The 17,352-nt window shown below is 71.9% G+C and carries 19 protein-coding genes; 11 read left to right on the top strand and 8 right to left on the bottom strand.

What is annotated here, in order from left to right; genetic code table 11:
• Positions 1-54: 54 nt before the first annotated feature.
• On the bottom strand, positions 55-2,292 hold the full coding sequence (locus C2L58_RS05690; RefSeq protein ID WP_103336424.1) for a helicase-associated domain-containing protein: 2,238 nt from the start codon (positions 2,290-2,292) through the stop codon (positions 55-57).
• A 90-nt stretch (positions 2,293-2,382) separates the two neighbouring features.
• Here C2L58_RS05690 and C2L58_RS05695 point away from each other — a divergent pair, with 90 nt between their 5' ends.
• Both C2L58_RS05695 and C2L58_RS05700 read left to right on the top strand, forming a co-directional pair.
• Positions 2,383-2,562 (top strand): hypothetical protein, encoded by a 180-nt coding sequence (locus C2L58_RS05695; protein WP_103336426.1) that lies wholly within the window; start codon positions 2,383-2,385, stop codon positions 2,560-2,562.
• A gap of 104 nt (positions 2,563-2,666) precedes the next feature.
• Entirely contained in the window at positions 2,667-4,055 is a 1,389-nt protein-coding gene (locus tag C2L58_RS05700; protein ID WP_103336428.1) for an NAD-dependent malic enzyme, read from the top strand.
• A gap of 233 nt (positions 4,056-4,288) precedes the next feature.
• On the opposite strand, the gene C2L58_RS05705 is transcribed toward C2L58_RS05700, so the two are convergent.
• Both C2L58_RS05705 and C2L58_RS05710 read right to left on the bottom strand, forming a co-directional pair.
• Complete coding sequence (locus tag C2L58_RS05705) at positions 4,289-4,699, bottom strand: type II toxin-antitoxin system VapC family toxin (RefSeq protein ID WP_103336429.1); 411 nt, start codon at positions 4,697-4,699, stop codon at positions 4,289-4,291.
• Positions 4,687-4,953 (bottom strand): type II toxin-antitoxin system Phd/YefM family antitoxin, encoded by a 267-nt coding sequence (locus tag C2L58_RS05710; RefSeq protein ID WP_103336431.1) that lies wholly within the window; start codon positions 4,951-4,953, stop codon positions 4,687-4,689. Before C2L58_RS05710 ends, C2L58_RS05705 begins: the two co-directional genes overlap by 13 nt.
• A gap of 80 nt (positions 4,954-5,033) precedes the next feature.
• Between C2L58_RS05710 and moaC the strand changes: the two genes are divergently transcribed.
• A complete protein-coding gene (moaC, locus tag C2L58_RS05715; RefSeq protein WP_091318516.1) occupies positions 5,034-5,504 on the top strand; it encodes a cyclic pyranopterin monophosphate synthase MoaC in 471 nt (156 codons plus the stop codon).
• Positions 5,501-6,484, top strand: coding sequence for a molybdenum cofactor biosynthesis protein MoaE (locus tag C2L58_RS05720; protein WP_103336432.1), 984 nt, complete (start codon positions 5,501-5,503; stop codon positions 6,482-6,484). The genes moaC and C2L58_RS05720 overlap by 4 nt, the downstream gene beginning before the upstream one ends.
• Here C2L58_RS05720 and C2L58_RS05725 read toward each other — a convergent pair.
• Entirely contained in the window at positions 6,471-6,920 is a 450-nt protein-coding gene (locus C2L58_RS05725) for a nitroreductase family deazaflavin-dependent oxidoreductase (RefSeq protein WP_103336434.1), read from the bottom strand. The two genes, C2L58_RS05720 and C2L58_RS05725, sit on opposite strands and share 14 nt — an antisense overlap.
• A gap of 53 nt (positions 6,921-6,973) precedes the next feature.
• On the opposite strand from C2L58_RS05725, the gene C2L58_RS05730 reads away from it, so the two are divergent.
• Entirely contained in the window at positions 6,974-7,429 is a 456-nt protein-coding gene (locus tag C2L58_RS05730; RefSeq protein ID WP_233225568.1) for a MarR family transcriptional regulator, read from the top strand.
• A gap of 304 nt (positions 7,430-7,733) precedes the next feature.
• Here the strand turns inward: C2L58_RS05730 and C2L58_RS05735 are convergent, their stop codons facing one another.
• The 3 genes from C2L58_RS05735 to moaA form a co-directional block, all read right to left on the bottom strand.
• On the bottom strand, positions 7,734-8,387 hold the full coding sequence (locus C2L58_RS05735) for a LysM peptidoglycan-binding domain-containing protein (protein WP_103336435.1): 654 nt from the start codon (positions 8,385-8,387) through the stop codon (positions 7,734-7,736).
• 1,057 nt (positions 8,388-9,444) lie between these two features.
• Positions 9,445-9,696: a MoaD/ThiS family protein gene (locus tag C2L58_RS05740; protein WP_103336483.1), complete on the bottom strand. Its 252-nt coding sequence runs from the start codon at positions 9,694-9,696 to the stop codon at positions 9,445-9,447.
• Positions 9,697-9,706: 10 nt separating this feature from the next.
• Complete coding sequence (moaA, locus tag C2L58_RS05745) at positions 9,707-10,714, bottom strand: GTP 3',8-cyclase MoaA (protein WP_103336437.1); 1,008 nt, start codon at positions 10,712-10,714, stop codon at positions 9,707-9,709.
• Between the two features lie 137 nt (positions 10,715-10,851).
• On the opposite strand from moaA, the gene C2L58_RS05750 reads away from it, so the two are divergent.
• From C2L58_RS05750 to C2L58_RS05770, 5 genes are all read left to right on the top strand, one after another.
• The gene (locus C2L58_RS05750; protein ID WP_103336438.1) at positions 10,852-11,331 is read left to right on the top strand and encodes a MarR family winged helix-turn-helix transcriptional regulator; all 480 of its coding nucleotides are present in this window, start codon (positions 10,852-10,854) and stop codon (positions 11,329-11,331) included.
• A gap of 33 nt (positions 11,332-11,364) precedes the next feature.
• Positions 11,365-11,769, top strand: a complete 405-nt coding sequence (locus C2L58_RS05755; RefSeq protein ID WP_014467790.1) for a TOBE domain-containing protein — start codon at positions 11,365-11,367, stop codon at positions 11,767-11,769.
• A 59-nt stretch (positions 11,770-11,828) separates the two neighbouring features.
• The gene (gene modA / locus C2L58_RS05760; protein ID WP_103336485.1) at positions 11,829-12,635 is read left to right on the top strand and encodes a molybdate ABC transporter substrate-binding protein; all 807 of its coding nucleotides are present in this window, start codon (positions 11,829-11,831) and stop codon (positions 12,633-12,635) included.
• A gap of 61 nt (positions 12,636-12,696) precedes the next feature.
• Complete coding sequence (locus C2L58_RS05765) at positions 12,697-13,461, top strand: ABC transporter permease (RefSeq protein ID WP_103336440.1); 765 nt, start codon at positions 12,697-12,699, stop codon at positions 13,459-13,461.
• The gene (locus tag C2L58_RS05770) at positions 13,458-14,525 is read left to right on the top strand and encodes a sulfate/molybdate ABC transporter ATP-binding protein (RefSeq protein ID WP_103336441.1); all 1,068 of its coding nucleotides are present in this window, start codon (positions 13,458-13,460) and stop codon (positions 14,523-14,525) included. Before C2L58_RS05765 ends, C2L58_RS05770 begins: the two co-directional genes overlap by 4 nt.
• Positions 14,526-14,589: 64 nt before the next feature.
• On the opposite strand, the gene C2L58_RS05775 is transcribed toward C2L58_RS05770, so the two are convergent.
• On the bottom strand, positions 14,590-16,365 hold the full coding sequence (locus C2L58_RS05775) for a multicopper oxidase domain-containing protein (RefSeq protein ID WP_103336443.1): 1,776 nt from the start codon (positions 16,363-16,365) through the stop codon (positions 14,590-14,592).
• A 190-nt stretch (positions 16,366-16,555) separates the two neighbouring features.
• Here C2L58_RS05775 and C2L58_RS05780 point away from each other — a divergent pair, with 190 nt between their 5' ends.
• Entirely contained in the window at positions 16,556-17,350 is a 795-nt protein-coding gene (locus tag C2L58_RS05780) for an HAD-IIA family hydrolase (RefSeq protein ID WP_103336445.1), read from the top strand.
• The last annotated feature ends 2 nt before the right edge of the window (positions 17,351-17,352 follow it).

Consider the following 17,352-nt stretch of genomic DNA (forward strand, 5'->3'; position numbering starts at 1 on the left):
ACCACGCTTACCACCGGCCCGAGGCAGTCCGGCGGGAATTCACCGGATCCGGCGTCAGTCCTCGACCAGCGCCGCGGACGTGATGCGGTGCAACGAGTAGCGCTCGTTGTTCTCGCCTTCGAGCACGCCGCCGCCGACGCGCACCGGCCGGACGACCCGCTGGCTCGCCGTGCCCCGGGAGTCCACGAACCCGATCCACACCTCGCGGCGCTCCAGCGTCGCCCGGGACAGCAGTTCCAGCGTCGCCGACGTGTCCGCGCCGCCGCCGACCGGCGCCCGCACCGACGAGCCGCGACGGCGGGCCGAAGCCGCGTCGCCGGCGCGGAGGTTGGAGACGATCCGGGCCGCCTGGTCCTCCGTCAGCACCGCCTGCTCACCCGGGCCGCGGCGCGCCGCCCGCGCCTTCGCCGGCAGCCGGCGGCCGCCGGGCCGGATGTCGACGACCCGGCCGTCCGGGCCCTCCGCCGCCGGGGCGAACCCGGCGCCGCGCAGCGCGGTGAGGACCTCGTGCAGCGGGTCCGGGCTGATCACCACCGTCGGCGCGATGAGCCGCAGTGCGTGCTCCGCCGCGACCGGGTGGGCCAGCACCTCGGCCAGCAGCGCTTCGTCGTCGCACCGCAGGAACGACGCCGCGACCCCGCCACGCAGCCGGCCGTGCCGCCGGGCGACGTCGTCGATCAGGTAGCTCAGCCCCTGCGGCACCGGCGTCGCCGACTTCGACTTGAACAGCGCGTGCAGCTCGTCGGCCGTGCGGCCGGTGTCCAGCGCGCGCCGCACCGAGCCCTCGGTGATCCGGTAGACCGTCGCGTGTCCCGCCGACTCGACGTCGGCGGTGGCGGCGATTTCGGCCGCCAGCTCCGGTTCCAGCGGCCCCGGCGCGACGACCGTCAGGTCGGCCTGCAGCAGCACGCGGTCCACCGGCGCGGGCAGCGCGTCCATGATCGCCTCGACCGCGCCCGGCCGGTCGTCGGCGAGCAGCGCCCGCGTCGCCGTCGTGACACCCCCGAGCCCGACGATCCCCAGCGCGCTCGCTTCGGCCATCGTCCAGCGGACGGTCTCGTCCCGCAGCCGCCCACCCCGGCGAGGGGCCCGCCAGGCCAGCACCGCGACGAGCTCGTCGACGCTCTTCACGCCCGCGCCGCGGGGGAGGTCGGCCAGCGCGGCGAGGATCCGCCGCCGGGCGACCGAGGCCAGCGGGCGGCGGAGGTCCTCCGACAGCGGCGCGATCGGCTTGTCCTTGACGTCGCGCCCGCCGGCCATCCCCGGCAGGCGCGGTAGCTCCAGCCACGCCTGGGCGAGCGTCATCCACCGCTGCGCGGTCGGCGACGCGAGCCACGTGTCGGTCAGCGTCGTCGGCACCCACTCGGGCACGGTCGCCTCGCTGTCCGCGACGAGCCCGGCGCCCACGGCCAGCTCGGCGAGCAGGATCGCCTGGGTGTCGTCGATCTCCAGGTCCTTGGCGAGCTTCTTCAGCTCGCGGACCCCGAGGCCGCCCGACTTGAGCACCGGCGGCGGGGCCGCCGACCACGCGCGCAGCAAAGCTTCGGTGTGGCGCAGGAACTCCATCGCCTCACCGGCCGCCGCTTCGTCCAAAGTGGACGGCTGGTGCGGGTGGACCGGCAGCTCGGGCTCGGTGAGCGTGCCGGGCGCGAACGCCCCGCCGCGCACCGCGATGCCGAGTTCGCGCGGCAGCTCGACGGTCTGGTCGTCCCGCCGCAGCAGCAGGTCGCGGGCGAGCAGCTTCTGCACCGGCGTCCCGGCCTTCTCGAGCGGGAGGTCCAGCCCGGCGTCCCGGGTGCGGCCGATCGGCGGGCCCGCGGCGAGGGCGGTCAGCACGCCGCGTTCGTCGTCGGGCAGCTCGGCGAGCCGCGCGCCGAGGTCCTCACCGGCCAGCGCCGGCGAGGACGAGCCCAGCCCGGCGGGGAACGGCCCCAGGGCCTCCCGAGCCGAGGGCGGCACGCGCAGGGCGTCGTCCGAGCCCCAGGTCAGCGCCCGCGCGCGCAGGCGGGCCAGCGGCTCGGCGATGTCGGCGCCGATGAGCTTCGCGACGTCTTCGACCGGCACCGGGTCGCGGTCGGCCCCGGCGAGCAGGCACGCTTCGAGCACGGCCAGGGTGAAGGTGTCGAGGTCCTCGCAGGCGCGCGCGACCGAGCCCGGTGTACCGGCCCGGGTGGCCAGCACCGTGCTGTCGGAGGGCGGGGGCGTCGACAGGTCGCGCCGCGTGCGGAGCAGCTCTGCGAGTGCGTCGTCGGACTCCGCGCGCAGCCAGTCCGCCAAGGAGGTCGCGGGCATAGACGACCAGGATACCGGGCGGTTGTGACCGGCCGCGGGGGCTCAGGCAGACTGTCTGCGTCAGCCGAAGACCGGTGGTGGGAGGACGTTGTGGCCAAGGGTGAGAAGAAGCACAAGGGCATCGACCCGACCTGGCCGGGCGAGGACGGCGAACACCCCGTGACCGAGCTCGCGGCCGACCGCCAGGGCGCGCTTTCGCCGTTCGGCGACCTCACGTTCCCCCTCGACACCGTGCCCTACGTGCACCCCGAAACCGAGATCAACCGCTGATCGCATAGTTACTGGTCAGTACCGGTATCGGCCCCTCGTGAGGGCGGTCACGGGAGTAGGTTTCCTCCCGTCCCAGCCCAGCTTTCCCACACGGGGGTAGTGCCATGCCGGTTCCCGGTCCCGGATATTCGATCACCGTCCGGGTGGAGGCCCCGGCCTCGGTCACCGCGGCCGGTGACCTGACCGCCGCCGTCGGCCGCGTCGGTGGCGTGCTGACCGCGTTCGACGTCGTCGAGTCACACTCCGACTCGATCGTGGTCGACATCAGCGCCAACGCGCTGTCGGAGAACCACGCGAACGACATCACCCAGACGCTCGACTCGCTGCCCGGCGTCAAGGTCCGCAAGGTCTCCGACCGGACGTTCCTGATCCACCTGGGCGGCAAGATCGAGGTCACCCCCAAGGTCGCGCTCCGCAACCGTGACGACCTCTCCCGCGCCTACACCCCAGGTGTGGCCCGCGTCTGCCAGGCGATCGCCGCCAACCCCGAGGACGCGCGCCGGCTGACCATCAAGCGCAACACCGTCGCGGTGCTCACCGACGGCTCCGCGGTGCTCGGCCTCGGCAACATCGGCCCCGCCGCCGCGCTGCCGGTGATGGAGGGCAAGGCGGCGCTGTTCAAGAAGTTCGCCGACGTCGACGCGTGGCCGGTGTGCCTGGACACCCAGGACACCGAAGAGATCATCCTGATCGCGAAGGCGCTGGCCCCGGTGTACGCGGGCATCAACCTCGAGGACATCGCCGCACCCCGGTGTTTCGAGATCGAGAAGCGCCTGCGCGAGCAGCTGGACATCCCGGTGTTCCACGACGACCAGCACGGCACCGCGATCGTGGTCGTCGCGGCGCTGCGCAACGCCCTGCGCGTGGTGGGCAAGAGCATCGAGGACTGCAAGATCGTGGTCAGCGGCGTCGGCGCGGCCGGCTCGGCGATCATCCGCCTGCTGCTGCACAAGAACCCGGGCGACATCGTCGCGGCGGACATCGACGGCATCGTCCACCCGGCCCGCGGCAACCTCGACGACAACCTGGCGTGGATCGCCTCGCACACGAACAAGCAGCAGGTCAGCGGCACCCTGCACGAGGCGTTGGCGGGCGCGGACGTGTTCATCGGCGTGTCGGCCCCCAACCTGTTCGGCGCCGAGCAGGTGGCGACGATGAACAAGGACGCGGTGGTCTTCGCCCTGGCCAACCCGGACCCGGAGATCGACCCGATGGAGGCCCAGAAGCACGCGGCGGTCGTGGCCACGGGCCGCAGCGACTTCCCGAACCAGATCAACAACGTCCTGGCGTTCCCGGGCGTGTTCCGCGGGTTGCTGGACGCGAACGCCCACAACATCGACGACTCGATGCTCCTGGCCGCGGCCGACGCGATCGCGGACGTGGTGGACAACGGGAAGCTGAACGCGTCGTTCATCGTGCCGAGCGTGTTCGACAGCGCTGTCGCGCCCGCGGTGGCCGAGGCGGTGCGGAAGGCTGTGCGCGCGGAGCGCTGAGGGGTAGCGACCTCGCCCTTTTGTGGTGTCCGCCCGGCCGCGGAGGCTGTGCTCGCGAAGCGCTGACCGGCCGCGAACCAGCCCCGCGGTGGCCGAGGCCGCGCGGAAGGCTTTGCTCGCGGAGCGCTGAGCTTTGCGGCGTTTCCGCGGTGGCTGCCGGGCGATGGGCCGGTCGCTGCGGGCTCGGTGCGCGGCCCCGGCTCCGGAAGGCCGGACTCGCGGAGCGCTGAGCCTCAGCTGGTTCGCGCCAGCAGCCTCACCTCGACCTCCGGCAGGTCCTCGAACCGGGCCCGGCCGTCCGTGGTCACCAGCGTGCGGCCGGTGGCCCGGGCGGTGGCCGCGATGATCAGGTCGTGTGCGCCCCGAACCTGGCCGGTCCGCTGCAGGTGGGCCAGGAGCTCGGCGTGGTGCTCGACGACGTTCGTCGTGTAGTCGACCACCGGCGTGACGGCCAGGAACTCGGCCAAGAACGCGCTGTGCGCCGCCCGGCGGGCCGGGTTCGGGTCGAGCCGCAAGCCCACCTCGTACTCGGTGATCACCAACGCCGGTACGGCGATATCGTCCTCGTCGCCGATCGCGCCCGCCGGCAACCGACGGCGGGCGGCGTCGATGAGGATGCCGGTGTCGAGGATCAGTCGCGCCACGGGTCGCCGTCCAACTCGGCGGACGCCGTCTCGCGGACCTTCGCCACGTTCTCCTCGAACCGGTCGTCGACGTCGAGCTTTCCGGCCCAGCGGTGGAACACCGCGCACACCTCGGCGCCGTTCGCGCGCGGCGCGGGCACGATCAGCGCCACCCGCCTGCCGTTGCGGGTGACGACGATCGTTTCGCCCTTCTCCGCCTCATCGAGCACTGCGGAGAACGACCGGGAAGCTTCTGACGCCGTCAGTTCCAGCACGAGATCAGATTATCAGATTCCGGGGTTCTGAACCATGCGGCCGCGGCGGTGTTCCCCCGATGGTGGAATAGCCTCGGCTGGTGAGTGAACTCAGCCACGTCGACGAGACCGGCGCCGCCCGCATGGTCGACGTCTCCGGCAAGACCGCCACCGCGCGCACCGCGCTCGCCGCCGGGACCGTGCGGACCACCGCCGAGGTGCTGCGGCTGCTGGCCACCGATGGCCTCCCCAAGGGTGATGCCCTCGCCACCGCGCGCATCGCCGGGATCATGGGCGCCAAGCGCGTCCCCGAGCTGATCCCGCTGTGCCACCAGATCGCGCTGTCCGGGGTCAAGGTCGAGTTCGCGCTCGGCGAGGCCGAGGTCGGCATCCGCGCGACGGCGAAGACCACCGACGTCACCGGGGTCGAAATGGAAGCGCTGACCGCGGTGGCCGTGGCCGGGCTGACGCTGCACGACATGATCAAGGCCGTCGACCCGGCGGCGACGCTGGACGAGGTCCGCCTGCTCCGCAAGGACGGCGGCAAGACCGGAACCTGGGAGCGGCCGTGAAGCGCAGCGCGCGCGTGATCGTGGCGTCCAACCGCGCCGCGAAGGGCGTCTACGAAGACAAGACCGGCCCGGTGATCGCCACCTGGCTGGCGGACCGCGGCTACGACGTGCCGGCGCCGGTCGTCGTCGAGGACGGCGATCCGGTCGGCGTCGCGCTGCGGGCCGCGCTGGCCGACGGTGTCGCCGTGGTCCTCACCACCGGCGGGACCGGCATCTCGCCGACCGACCGCACCCCGGACGTCACCCGTGCGCAGCTCGACCACGAGCTGCCGGGCGTGGCGGACGCGATCCGCGCCGCCGGCCTGCCGAAGGTGCCCACGGCGGTGCTGTCGCGCGGCGTGGCGGGCGTGGCCGGGCGCACCCTGGTCGTGAACCTCCCCGGCTCCAGCGGCGGCGTCAAGGACGGCCTGGGCGTCCTGGACGGCATCCTGGCCCACGCCGTCGACCAGCTGGCCGGGGGCGACCACCCGCGGCCTGCCGCCGCCGCGCCTGCTGTGACAACCGGAGCTTCGCCCCGGGCCGGGGGCTTCGCCACCCGGACCCCCGAAAAGCCCGAGGTGCGGGTCGCGCGGGCGCTGGTGACCGAGGAGCCGCTGTCGGTCGAGGAGCACGCCCGCCTGGTCGAGGACGACGCCGCGGGCGCGGTGGTGACCTTTGCGGGGGTGGTCCGCGACCACGACGGCGGCAAGGGCGTCCGCGACCTGACGTACGAGGGCCACCCGAGCGCGAGCCAGGTGATCGAGGACGTCGTCGCGGACCTGTCGGGGCGCTGGACCGGCGTCCGCGCGGTCGCCGTGAGCCACCGGCTGGGGGCGCTGACGATCGGCGACGTCGCCCTGGCGTGCGCCGTGGCGGCCGAGCACCGCGGGCAGGCGTTCGCGGCGTGCTCGGAGCTCGTGGACGAGGTCAAGGCGCGGCTGCCGGTCTGGAAGCACCAGCACTTCGCCGACGGCACGGACGAGTGGGTCAACTCGCCGTGATCCGGAACGCCGCGACCCGCTGAGCGGCCGCGGCGAACTCGTCCGGGTCGGGGCCGGTGACCAGGCCCAGCCGGACGAACATGGGCACGCCGTGCGGCACCTCGCGCGGGAAGGCGCGCATCGCCCGCTCGCGCTCGTCGGCGTCGGTGACTTCGGTCAGCGTGACGGCCTGCCGACGGCGCCCGTGGGCGAGCTCGCCCCGGCCGGCGGCGCGGACGTTGCGCGCCCAATCGCCCTCCGGCAGGCCGGCGATGACGTACCGCCGGCCGTCGACGGTGAGCGGGGAGACCGGAGTGGGCCGTGGCGCGCCCGAGCGGCGGCCCGGGACGGTCAGGACGTGCACGGTGCCCAGGCGCAGCCCCAGGCGCGTCAGGAGGCGTACGAGGCGGTTGGCGGGGCGCAGCCAGCGGGGTAGGGCGGGGAGGGTGGTCGGCACGGTAAATCCTTTCGACGATCGAAATACTTACCGGCCAAGGTAGACTCTTTCGAGTGTCGAAGCAATCACTGGTCACCGAGGCAACCCACGCGGCAGCGGCGTTCGGCGCGGCGAACGACGTGGTGGACGAAGCCGCCGCGGCGGCTTTCGGCGTGAACCGCACGGACCTGCGCATCATCGGCCTGGTGGCGGCGGCGGGAGCGGTGGCGGCGGGCCGGCTGGCCACGGAGGCGAACCTGAGCCCGGCGGCGACCACGACGGCGATCCAGCGCCTGGCGAACGCGGGCCACCTGACCCGCCGGACAGACGCGGACGACCGGCGCCGGGCGGTGGTGGAGCTGACGCCCAAGGCGGCGGAGCTGCTGGAGGAGGTCTACGGCCCGATCGAGCGGGCGGGACGGGCGCTGCTGGCCGAGTACGCGCCGGAGCAGCTGGAGCTGGTCATCGAGGTGCTGCGGAAGGGCGAGCGGATGCAGCTGGCGGAGGCGGAGCGGATCCGGGCGCGCTGAGGGGCTGGGACCTGCTGGCGAATCTGTGCGCGCTTCTCGCGCTGAGGCGGTTGTGGGGCCGCTGGTATGGCGCCCGGCGCCCGGCTGGGGCGGCTGCGGGCCGCTGGGTTGGCGTCCGGCCTCCGGCTGGGGCGACTGGGGCCGCTCGCCTGGCCTCCGGCCCCCGATAGCCAGCTTACCGGCGAGGGCCGACAGTTTCGGGCGCCGCGGAACGCGTGAAGGGCTCCCACCGCCCGGGGGATCGGCGGTGGGAGCCCTTTCAGGTCACGGCTCGAGGCCGGACCCGCGCATCACTGCGAGATCGTCACTTGGTGGCGATCTTCTGCCCGACGAGGATCAGGTCCGCGTTCGGGATGTACTTCGCGTTCATGTCCTGCAGCTTCTGGTAGCCGCCCTGGACGTTGAACTTCTGGGCGATCTTCGACAGGGTGTCGCCCGCCACGACGGTGTAGTCACCGGCCGGGTTGGAGCTGCTCACGCCGGTCGCCACCGGGGCGGCCGGGGCCGCGGCCGGAGCCGACGCCGCCTTCTTCGGGGCGGGCGCGGTCGTGCTCTTCTTCGGGGTCACCTTCTTGGTGGTGGGGCTGCTGGCCTTGGGGGCCGACGAACCGCCGCCGCCCTTCTTGCCACAGACCGGCCACGCACCGATGCCCTGGCCCTGCAGGACGCGCTCGGCCACGGCGATCTGCTGGTCGCGGGAAGCGTTCGCCGCGCTGCCGGTGCCGCCGTAGGCCTTCCAGGTGCTCTGCGTGAACTGCAGGCCGCCGTAGTAGCCGTTGCCGGTGTTGGTGTTCCAGTTGCCGCTGCTCTCGCACTGCGCGATGGCGTCCCAGTTGGTCGCCGACGCGGGGGTCGCGGCGATCGCGAGGGGAGCGCCGACCGCAATGCCCGCGATGGCGACGCGAGCGACGGTGCGGGTGGCAGCGGACATTTTGCGGTGCTTGCCTCGGTAAGACATTTGGATGCTTCTCGGTTTCCCAGCGCCTACGAACCGTTGTGAGGGTCAGGATCGGGGTCCTGGCGCCGGCCATCTCAGGCCGACAGGCGAGTCCGACGCACGGCGCGTCATCGTCGTCCCCTCGTCCCTGTCCGGAAATGCTTTCGCTCGGGGTATGGGTCCGGGGATCCGTCGGACAGGGCTAGGCGCTACGGATTCCCGGTCTTGCTGGTTGGTCGGGGCCAACCGAAAAGCGACGGTACGTAACGATGGCCGTGATCGGAAATTATTCGGGGCGTGACCTACGTCACAGTAACAGCACGCAACCCTGGCCGATATGCATGTTTGTGCAGGTCAGCGGGCCGTTATCTGGCCGTTTCCTCCCCGAGATAAAACACGGATCGTGAGGCTTGCATCACGTGTTTCGGGGAGCGAATGGGCCATTCGCGCCCCCGCGATCGCGATTGAAGCGCGCATCTTAAGAGCCCCGGGGGTACGGCGCCAGACTTGACAATCCTGCCCCACATGCCCCAGGAGTCACAACAGTCCCACCTGTTCGAGCGGTTTCCCGACCCGGTCGGAGAGAAGCTGACCGTCCCGCCCGGGCCCTGATGCCGACGCAGGGCGACGGACCAGGTGAAACAGGTCACCGGAAGGCGTGGTGGCCGGTCGCGAGCAGCTTCTCGCGAACACCCGGATCCGGTGACGCGCGACGCCGAGGGCCCGAAACCCCGTCGCCGAGCGGTCGGCCGCCGTACCCGAGCGGTCGCCGAGTTACCGGAAGGGTGAACTCGCCACGCCTCCGCCGAACGGACCACCCGCTTACAAGCTTCGGCGCAAGCCGCCCAGTCCAGCCTGCGTACCCAGGCGGTCGGCCTGCGCACCCAGAGGGTCGGCCTGCGTACCCAGAGGGTCGGCCCGCGTGTCTGGAGAGCCGACACACGTGATCAGGAGGTCGACACGCGTGATTAGGGGGTCGACACGAGGGGCTTGCCTAGTTTCGCCGTGTCGACCCTTCGATCACGCGTGTCGACTGTTCAGACACGCGAGTCGACCCTTCGATCACGAGGGCGGGGGGTCAGCCGCCGGCGAATGGGGGGAGGACGTCCAGCTCTGCGCCGTCGCGGAGGGGGCGGGTGAGGTCGCGGACCGCGATGCCGTCCAGGAGGTAGCTGACCGCCTCCAGGATCCGCGGCAGAGAAGAAGGGTGCAGGCGGGCCAGCTCGGCCACCGCGTCGGCGACCGACGCCCCGGCCGGCAGCTGCACCTTCTCCTCTTCCACGCCCGCCGCGGCCCGCGCCGCCGCGAAGTACCGGACCACGATGGTCACCGTCGCCACCTCAACCACCGATCGCGCTCATCGGCCGGATCGGCTGCGCGAACCCGGCGTCGTTGATCTCGTGCCCGGCGAGCTTGCCCCACATCGTCGCCCGCCACGCGTCCGCCACCTCCTCATCGCGCGCGCCCGCGCGCACGAGGGACCGCAGATCCGTCTCGTCGTTGCTGAACAGGCAGGAGCGCACCGCGCCGTCGGCGGTCAGCCGCGTGCGCTCGCACGCCGCGCAGAACGGCCGGGTCACCGACGCGATCACGCCGACGTCGCCGGGGCCGCCGTCGACCAGCCAGCGCTCGGCCGGTGCGCCACCCCGCGCCGCCGGGAACGGCGTCAGCTCGAACTCCGCTTTCAGCGTCGAAAGGATCTCGGCCGCGGTGATCATCTCGCCGCGGTTCCAGCCGTGCTGGGCGTCCAGCGGCATCTGCTCGATGAACCGCAGGTGGTAGCCCTCGTCGAGGCAGAACCGCAGCAGCGGCACGGCTTCGGTCTCGTTGAGCCCGCGGATCAGCACGGCGTTGACCTTCACCGGCGACATCCCGGCGTCCCGCGCCGCGGCGAGGCCGGCGATCACGTGCGAGAGCCGGTCGCGCCTGGTGATCGTCTTGAACAGCTCGGGGTCGACGGTGTCGAGCGAGACGTTGATCCGGTTCAACCCGGCCTCGGCGAGGCCCGCGGCCCGCCGGGCCAGCCCGATCCCGTTCGTGGTCATGGACAACCGTGGCCGGGGCGACAACGCCGTGATCCGCGCGACGAGGTCCTCGAGGCCCGCCCGCAGCAGCGGTTCGCCGCCGGTGAGCCGGATGTCGGTGACGCCGAGCATCTCGACGGCGATCCGCATCAGCCGGACCAGCTCGTCGTCGGTCAGCACTTGCTCGCCCGGCATCCAGTCGAGGCCCTCCGCGGGCATGCAGTAGGTGCAGCGCAGGTTGCACCGATCGGTCAGGGAGACCCGCAGATCGGTGGCCACCCGGCCGAAGGTGTCGATGAGATGGGGGTTCTCGGGCCGGGGCACGCGAGAAGATCCTCGTGTACCGGGGACGCGAGGAAACCCGAGATCCACTGCTGTCATTACGCACAGAGTAGCTCCGCAACGGCCCGTTAGGATACTTTGCGCAGAGAGTGGTTCAGTGGACGAACTAACGAGGGCCCGTGACGGAAAAGACTTACCCGGTCACCGAAGAGGAACTCTTCCGCTTCGCGGAATTGGGCCGCCAAGGCAGCACGTTCACCGTCCTGCGGCACGCCCGGATCGCCGAGCAGATGGGGCTGTCCGGCACCGACCACAAGGCCTTCGACCTGGTCATCCAGGCTGGTGGGCCGCTCACCGCGGGCCGGATCGCCGGGCTGACCGGCCTGTCCACCGGCGCCGTCACCGGCGTCATCGACCGGCTGGAGAAGGTCGGGCTGGTCCGCCGCGTACGCGACCCCGAGGATCGGCGCAAGGTCCTCGTCGAGGTGGTGCCGGGGACGGCCGAACGCTTCGCGCCGCTCTTCGAGTCGGCCTTCGACGTCCTCCGCGAGCTGCTCGCGCAGTTCTCCCCGGCGGAGCGAAAAGTGATCGAGCGTTATCAGACCGCAATGCTCGAAGAGCTGCGCACCGAAGTCATGGGCAATTCGCGTCCCGCGTAGCTTTTCCTCAACTGCGGAGATAATGTCTGCGGCATGCCGCAATTTCGGTTGTCCGAGGCCGCGCGCCTGCTCGGCGTCAGTGACGACACCGTCCGGAGGTGGGTGCGCGCGGGGCAGTTGACCGCGACCGACGACGCCGCCGGCCGCAAGGTCGTCGACGGCGCCCAGCTCGCCGGGTTCGCCCGGGCCCAGGCCACCGCGCCCGACGACCCCTCCGCGGTCGGCCGGTCCGCCCGCAATAGGTTCGTGGGGCTGGTCACCGAGGTGATCACCGACAAGGTGATGGCTCAGGTGGAACTGCAGTGCGGGGCGCACCGCGTGGTGTCCCTGATGAGTACGGAAGCCGTCCGCGAGCTGGGCCTGCGCCCGGGGGTGCTCGCGGTCGCGGTGGTCAAGGCGACCACTGTCGTGGTGGAGACACCGGAAGGAAGTAGATGAACAAGCCCGCTTTTCGGGGGTCCGGGTGGCGGAGCCCCCGGCTCGGGGCGAAGCCCCGGATATCACAGCTTGCTCTGGCCGTCGCGGCCGTCGCCCTGTTCGCGGGCGCGTGCAGCAGCTCGGACGAGCCCAGCACGCAGCCCGGCGGGTCGGTCACCGCGCCCGCGCCCAAGGGGGCCGGCAACACCGGTGGCGGCACGCTGACCGTGTTCGCGGCCGCGTCGCTCACCGAGTCGTTCACCGCGCTCGGCAAGGCGTTCGAAGGCCGGCACCCCGGCGTCACCGTGAAGTTCAGCTTCGCCGGCTCGTCCGGCCTGGTCCAGCAGCTGACCAACGGCGCCAAGGCCGACGTCTTCGCCTCGGCCGACCAGGCCAACATGGACAAGGCCGTCCAGGGCGGCGTGATCGACGGCCAGCCGACGGTCTTCGCGACCAACAAGCTCGCCATCGCCGTCGCGCCCGGCAACCCCAAGGGCATCAAGTCCTTCGCCGACCTGAACAAGGCCGGCCTCACCGTGATCACCTGCGCCCCGCAGGTGCCGTGCGGTGCGGCGGCGAAGAAGGTCGAGACGGCCACCGGCGTCACGCTCAAGCCGAAGAGCGAAGAGCAGGACGTCAAGCAGGTGCTGAACAAGGTCGCCTCCGGTGACGCCGACGCCGGCCTGGTCTACGTCACCGACACGACGTCGGCCGCGGGCAAGGTCGACAAGGTGGACTTCCCCGAGGCGGCCCAGGCGATCAACAGCTACCCGATCGCCGCGGTCAAGGGCGGGCAGAGCGCCCTGGCCAAGCAGTTCGACGACTTCGTCCTCGGCGCCGAGGGCAAGAGCGAGCTGACGAAGGCCGGGTTCGGTCCTGCCAAGTAAGCGGCTCTCCAGCGGCCGGCCGGGTTCCGTCCCGGCCGGCCGTTCGCGCGTTCCGTGGGTCCTGGGCATTCCGGCCACGCTCGCGCTGGCCCTCGTCGTCCTCCCGGTCGTCGGGCTGCTGGTGCGCTCGGACCTGACGCGGCTGCCGTCGCTGATCGTCACGCCGTCGTCGTGGCACGCGCTGCGGCTGTCGCTGATCACGGCGGCGCTGTCGACGCTGGCCTGCGTGCTGCTCGGAGTGCCGCTGGCCGTCGTGCTCGCGCGGGCCCGCTTCCGCGGGGTCCGGCTGCTGCGCCCGATCGTGCTGCTGCCGCTGGTCCTGCCGCCGGTCGTCGGCGGCCTCGCCCTGCTCTACCTGCTCGGCCGCAAGGGCTTCCTCGGCATGCTGATCACCACGCTGACCGGGGAGTCCGTGCCGTTCACCACGACCGCCGTCGTCATCGCGCAGACGTTCGTCGCGATGCCGTTCCTGGTGGTCAGCCTCGAAGGCGCGCTGCGCGGCTCCGGCGACCGCTACGAGCAGGTCGCCGCGACGCTCGGCGCGCGCCCGTGGACGGTGTTCCGCCGGGTCACGCTGCCGCTGCTGCTGCCCGCGCTCGGCTCCGGCGTCGTCCTCAGCTTCGCCCGCGCGCTCGGCGAGTTCGGCGCCACGATCACCTTCGCCGGCAGCCTCGAAGACGTCACCCGCACGCTGCCGCTGGAGGTCTACACCCAGGCCGAAGTGGACATCGACAGCGCCGTCGCGCTCTCGCTGCTGCTGATCGTCGTGGCGGTCCTGGTCATCGCCGTCGCGCGGCCGCGCTCGTGGGAAGGCGGCCTCCGGTGAGCCTCGCCGCCCGGATCGCCGCCGTGCGCGGCTCGTTCGACCTGGACGTCGAGCTCGACGTCCCCGCCGGGCACGTGCTGGCGCTGCTCGGCCCGAACGGCTCCGGCAAGTCGACGGTCCTGGGCTGCCTCGCCGGGCTGATCACGCCGGCGTCGGCGGAGATCACGGTGGCCGGCCGCGCGCTGGCCGGCGTGCCGCCGCACCACCGCGGGATCGGGCTGCTTTCCCAGGACGCGCTGCTCTTCCCGCACCTGTCCGCAGTGGACAACGTGGCGTTCTCGCCGCGCTCCACCGGCGCCGGCCGCCAGGCCGCGCGCGAGCGGGCCTTCTACTGGCTGGCCGAAGTGGACGCCGTCGCGCTCGCCGATCGGCGGCCCGGGCAGCTGTCGGGCGGCCAGGCGCAGCGCGTCGCGATCGCCAGGGCGCTGGCCGCCGAACCGGATCTCCTGCTGCTCGACGAGCCCTTCGCCGCCCTCGACGTCGACGCCGCGCCGGCGATCCGCGGCCTGCTGCGGCGAGTGCTCAAGACCGGGCCGACGACGGTGCTCGTCACGCACGACCCGCTGGACGCGCTCGCGCTCGCCGACCACGTCGCGGTGCTGAACGACGGCCGGATCGTCGAACGCGGCCCCACCCGCGAGGTCCTTTCGGCACCGCGGACGGCGTTCACCGCGCGGATCGCCGGCCTCAACCTCGTCGCCGGCACCGCGGTCGCCGAAGGGCTGCGGACGGCGTCGGGCGAGGTCGTCAGCGGGCTCCCGGCGGCCGACGTGGTGCCGGGGGAGGCCGCGGTGGCGGTGTTCCCCCCGAACGCCGTCGCCGTCTACTCCCGCGACGGCGAGCACCGCGGCAGCCCGCGCAACACGACCGGCGCGGTCGTCGCGGCCCTGGAGCCGCACGGGCCGGTGATCCGCGTCCGGGCCGAGGGTGACGGCTGGGCCCACGGCCTCACCGCCGACCTCACCCCGGCCGCCGTCGCCGAGCTCGCCCTGGAACCCGGCTCGGCGGTGACGCTGTCGGTGAAGGCCGCGACCGTGGCGATCCATCCGGCCGCGGCTTCCTGACCACCAGACCCGTCGTGAGTGGTAAGGCGGGTTAGAACCCGCCTTACCACTCACGACCGGTGGGTCAGGCGGCGTCGTGGTGGTGGCCGCCGCCCGGGTGGACGTGGAACTTCGCCACCTCGGGCGGGTGCACGACGAACGGCCGCATCATGCCCTCGTCCTCGTGGTCGAGGATGTGGCAGTGGTACATGAACTCGCCGGTGCCGCCGCCGAACTGCCCGGCGACGCTCACCCACTGGCCGGGGTTCACGATGATCGTGTCCTTCCAGCCCTCCTCGTACTTCTCCAGCGGGACGTCGGTGAAGCCGTCGATCGGCGCCGTCGTCCGCTCCGACGCCGGGTCGAACGTCGTCGTGAAGGCCCGCCGGAACAGCGCCTGGAACTCCGTCAGGTGGATGTGGATCGGGTGCGCCGGGCCGCCGTTCGCCACGTGCAGGATGTTCCACACCGCCCACCGGTCGTGGTCGATGAAGATCCCGGTGGTGTCGTCGAAGACCCGCCCGATCATCCGGAACGTCTTCAGGCCGCCGTTCGGGTCCTGGACCTGGATGATCCCCTCGCCGCCCGGGTCGGCGACGACCTGCTCGAGGTCCCACAGCTCCGGGTGGCCGGCCTTGTTGAGCAGCAGCGCGATCCAGACGTGGTCGTGGTCCTCCGGCAGCGTCGTGCCGTGCTGCAGCCGGACGTACGACGTCGAGATCTTCTCCGGCAGCGTGAACGGGTCGTGCTTGGCCCGGCCGTCCACCCGGAACTCCATCAGGTCCGGCTCGACGATGCCCAGCCGCGGATCGGCGTTACGCAGCTTGAGCTTCCGGCCCTTGAAGCGGCTGAAGTCGATGAGGACGTCGAAGCGCTCGGCCGGGGCGACGGTCAGCCCGCCGGTGGGCAGCGGCGCCGGCGCGGGCAGCAGGCCGCCGTCGGTGCCGATCAGCCGGACGGCGTCGTTGACCGGGACGTCGTTCTCGTCGACCAGGTTCAGCGTGTAGAACCGCGAGTTGGCCGCGTTGAGCAGCCGGAAGCGGTACCACCGCGCGTCGACGTCCAGGTGCGGCCAGATCACCCCGTTGACCAGGTTGAACGGGCCCGAGAACGGGATCGCGGGCCCGTTCGGGATGACCGGGAACTTGAACAGCAGCTGCCCGGTGAGCTCGCCGGTCGCCGGGTCGAGGTCCAGGTTCCGGTCGGTGATGACCAGCGGGATCTCGTGGTCGCCGTGCGGCAGGCCGAGCGCGTCCTCCTCGTCGTCGCGGACCAGGTACATCCCGGCCAGGCCCGTGTGGACGTTGAAGCGCGTGATCGCCATGGCGTGGTCGTGGTACCAGAGCGGCATCGCCCGCTGGCGGTTCGGGTACTCGGCCAGCTGGGCCGTCCCCGCGAGGCCGGCGTTGTGCGCCCAGCCGTCGTTGCCCGCGTTGGTGCGCGCGCCGTGGAGGTGGACGACCGTCCAGGCCGGCAGGTCCGCGACACCCTCGACGATCGAGTAGCCCGGCCTGTCCAGTTCGCGGCCGGGGCGGCTCGTCGGCGCGTCGTTGAGCGGCCCCTGCACGGCCACGAGCGGGAACTCCCCGTCGATTTCGTTCGACCACGAAATCCGCAGCTGCTTGCCGCTGCGCACTTCGATCGTCGGCCCCGGGAAATGTCCCGCGTACGTCCACAACGTACTTTCGGGCAATTCCGAGTGCAGCCGCCGGCGCGTCGTGATCATCGGAATCGTGATCATTTCCCGGTTGCGGGGCCGGAACACGGGTGGAATGCGCAGCGGGTCCAGGAACTTGGTGAGTCCCCAGTTGGGCGCGGTGATCGGCCCGGTCGTCGCCGGGCGCTCGATGATTTCGGTCATGGTTCTCCCCCTTCGGTGCGGGGGCAGGAAGAATTGCGCGGCGGCGCGCACGCCGTCGACGTCGAAAAGTATTCCCCCGAACCCCCTCGGTGACCGGACGCGCGACTCCCCTCGCGATACCGGCAATTCCCATGGTAGCCGTTTTCGACGTATCACGCAGGGGTCTCGCACGCGTGATAGGTTCCGCACCATGAACGAACGCCGGTGGACGTACCTCTCCGACATGGACGGCGTCCTGGTGAAGGAGGAGCACCTCGTCCCCGGGGCCGACGAGTTCCTCGCCGAGCTGAAGGCGAACGGCATCGACTTCCTGGTGCTGACGAACAACTCGATCTACACCCCGCGCGACCTGCGGGCGCGGCTGGAGCGCACCGGGCTCGACATCCCGGAGGAGTCGATCTGGACCTCGGCGCTGGCGACCGCGAAGTTCCTCTCCTCGCAGCGGCCGAACGGCTCCGCGTACGTCATCGGCGAAGCGGGCCTCACGACGGCGCTGCACGAGGTCGGCTACGTGCTGACCGAGCGTGACCCGGACTACGTCGTGCTGGGCGAGACCCGCACGTACAGCTTCAGCGCCATCACGCGCGCGATCCGGCTGATCGAGGGCGGCGCGAAGTTCATCGCGACGAACCCCGACGCGACCGGCCCGAGCGTGGAGGGCTCGATGCCGGCCACCGGTTCGGTCGCGGCGCTGATCGAGAAGGCCACCGGCCGCTCGCCGTACTACGTCGGCAAGCCGAACCCGCTGATGATGCGCTCGGCGCTGCGCCGGCTCGGCGCGCACTCGGAGTCGACGCTGATGATCGGCGACCGGATGGACACCGACGTGCACTCGGGCATCGAGGCCGGGCTGCAGACCATCCTGGTGCTCACCGGCATCTCCACCCCGGAGTCGGCCGAGCGCTATCCGTACCGGCCCACGCTGGTGATCGACTCGATCGCCGACCTGATCGGGCGAACCGGGGACCCGTTCGGCGAAGGCTGACC

The sequence above is a fragment of the Amycolatopsis sp. CA-126428 genome (genome assembly GCF_002904335.1).
Classification (GTDB): Bacteria; Actinomycetota; Actinomycetes; order Mycobacteriales; family Pseudonocardiaceae; genus Amycolatopsis.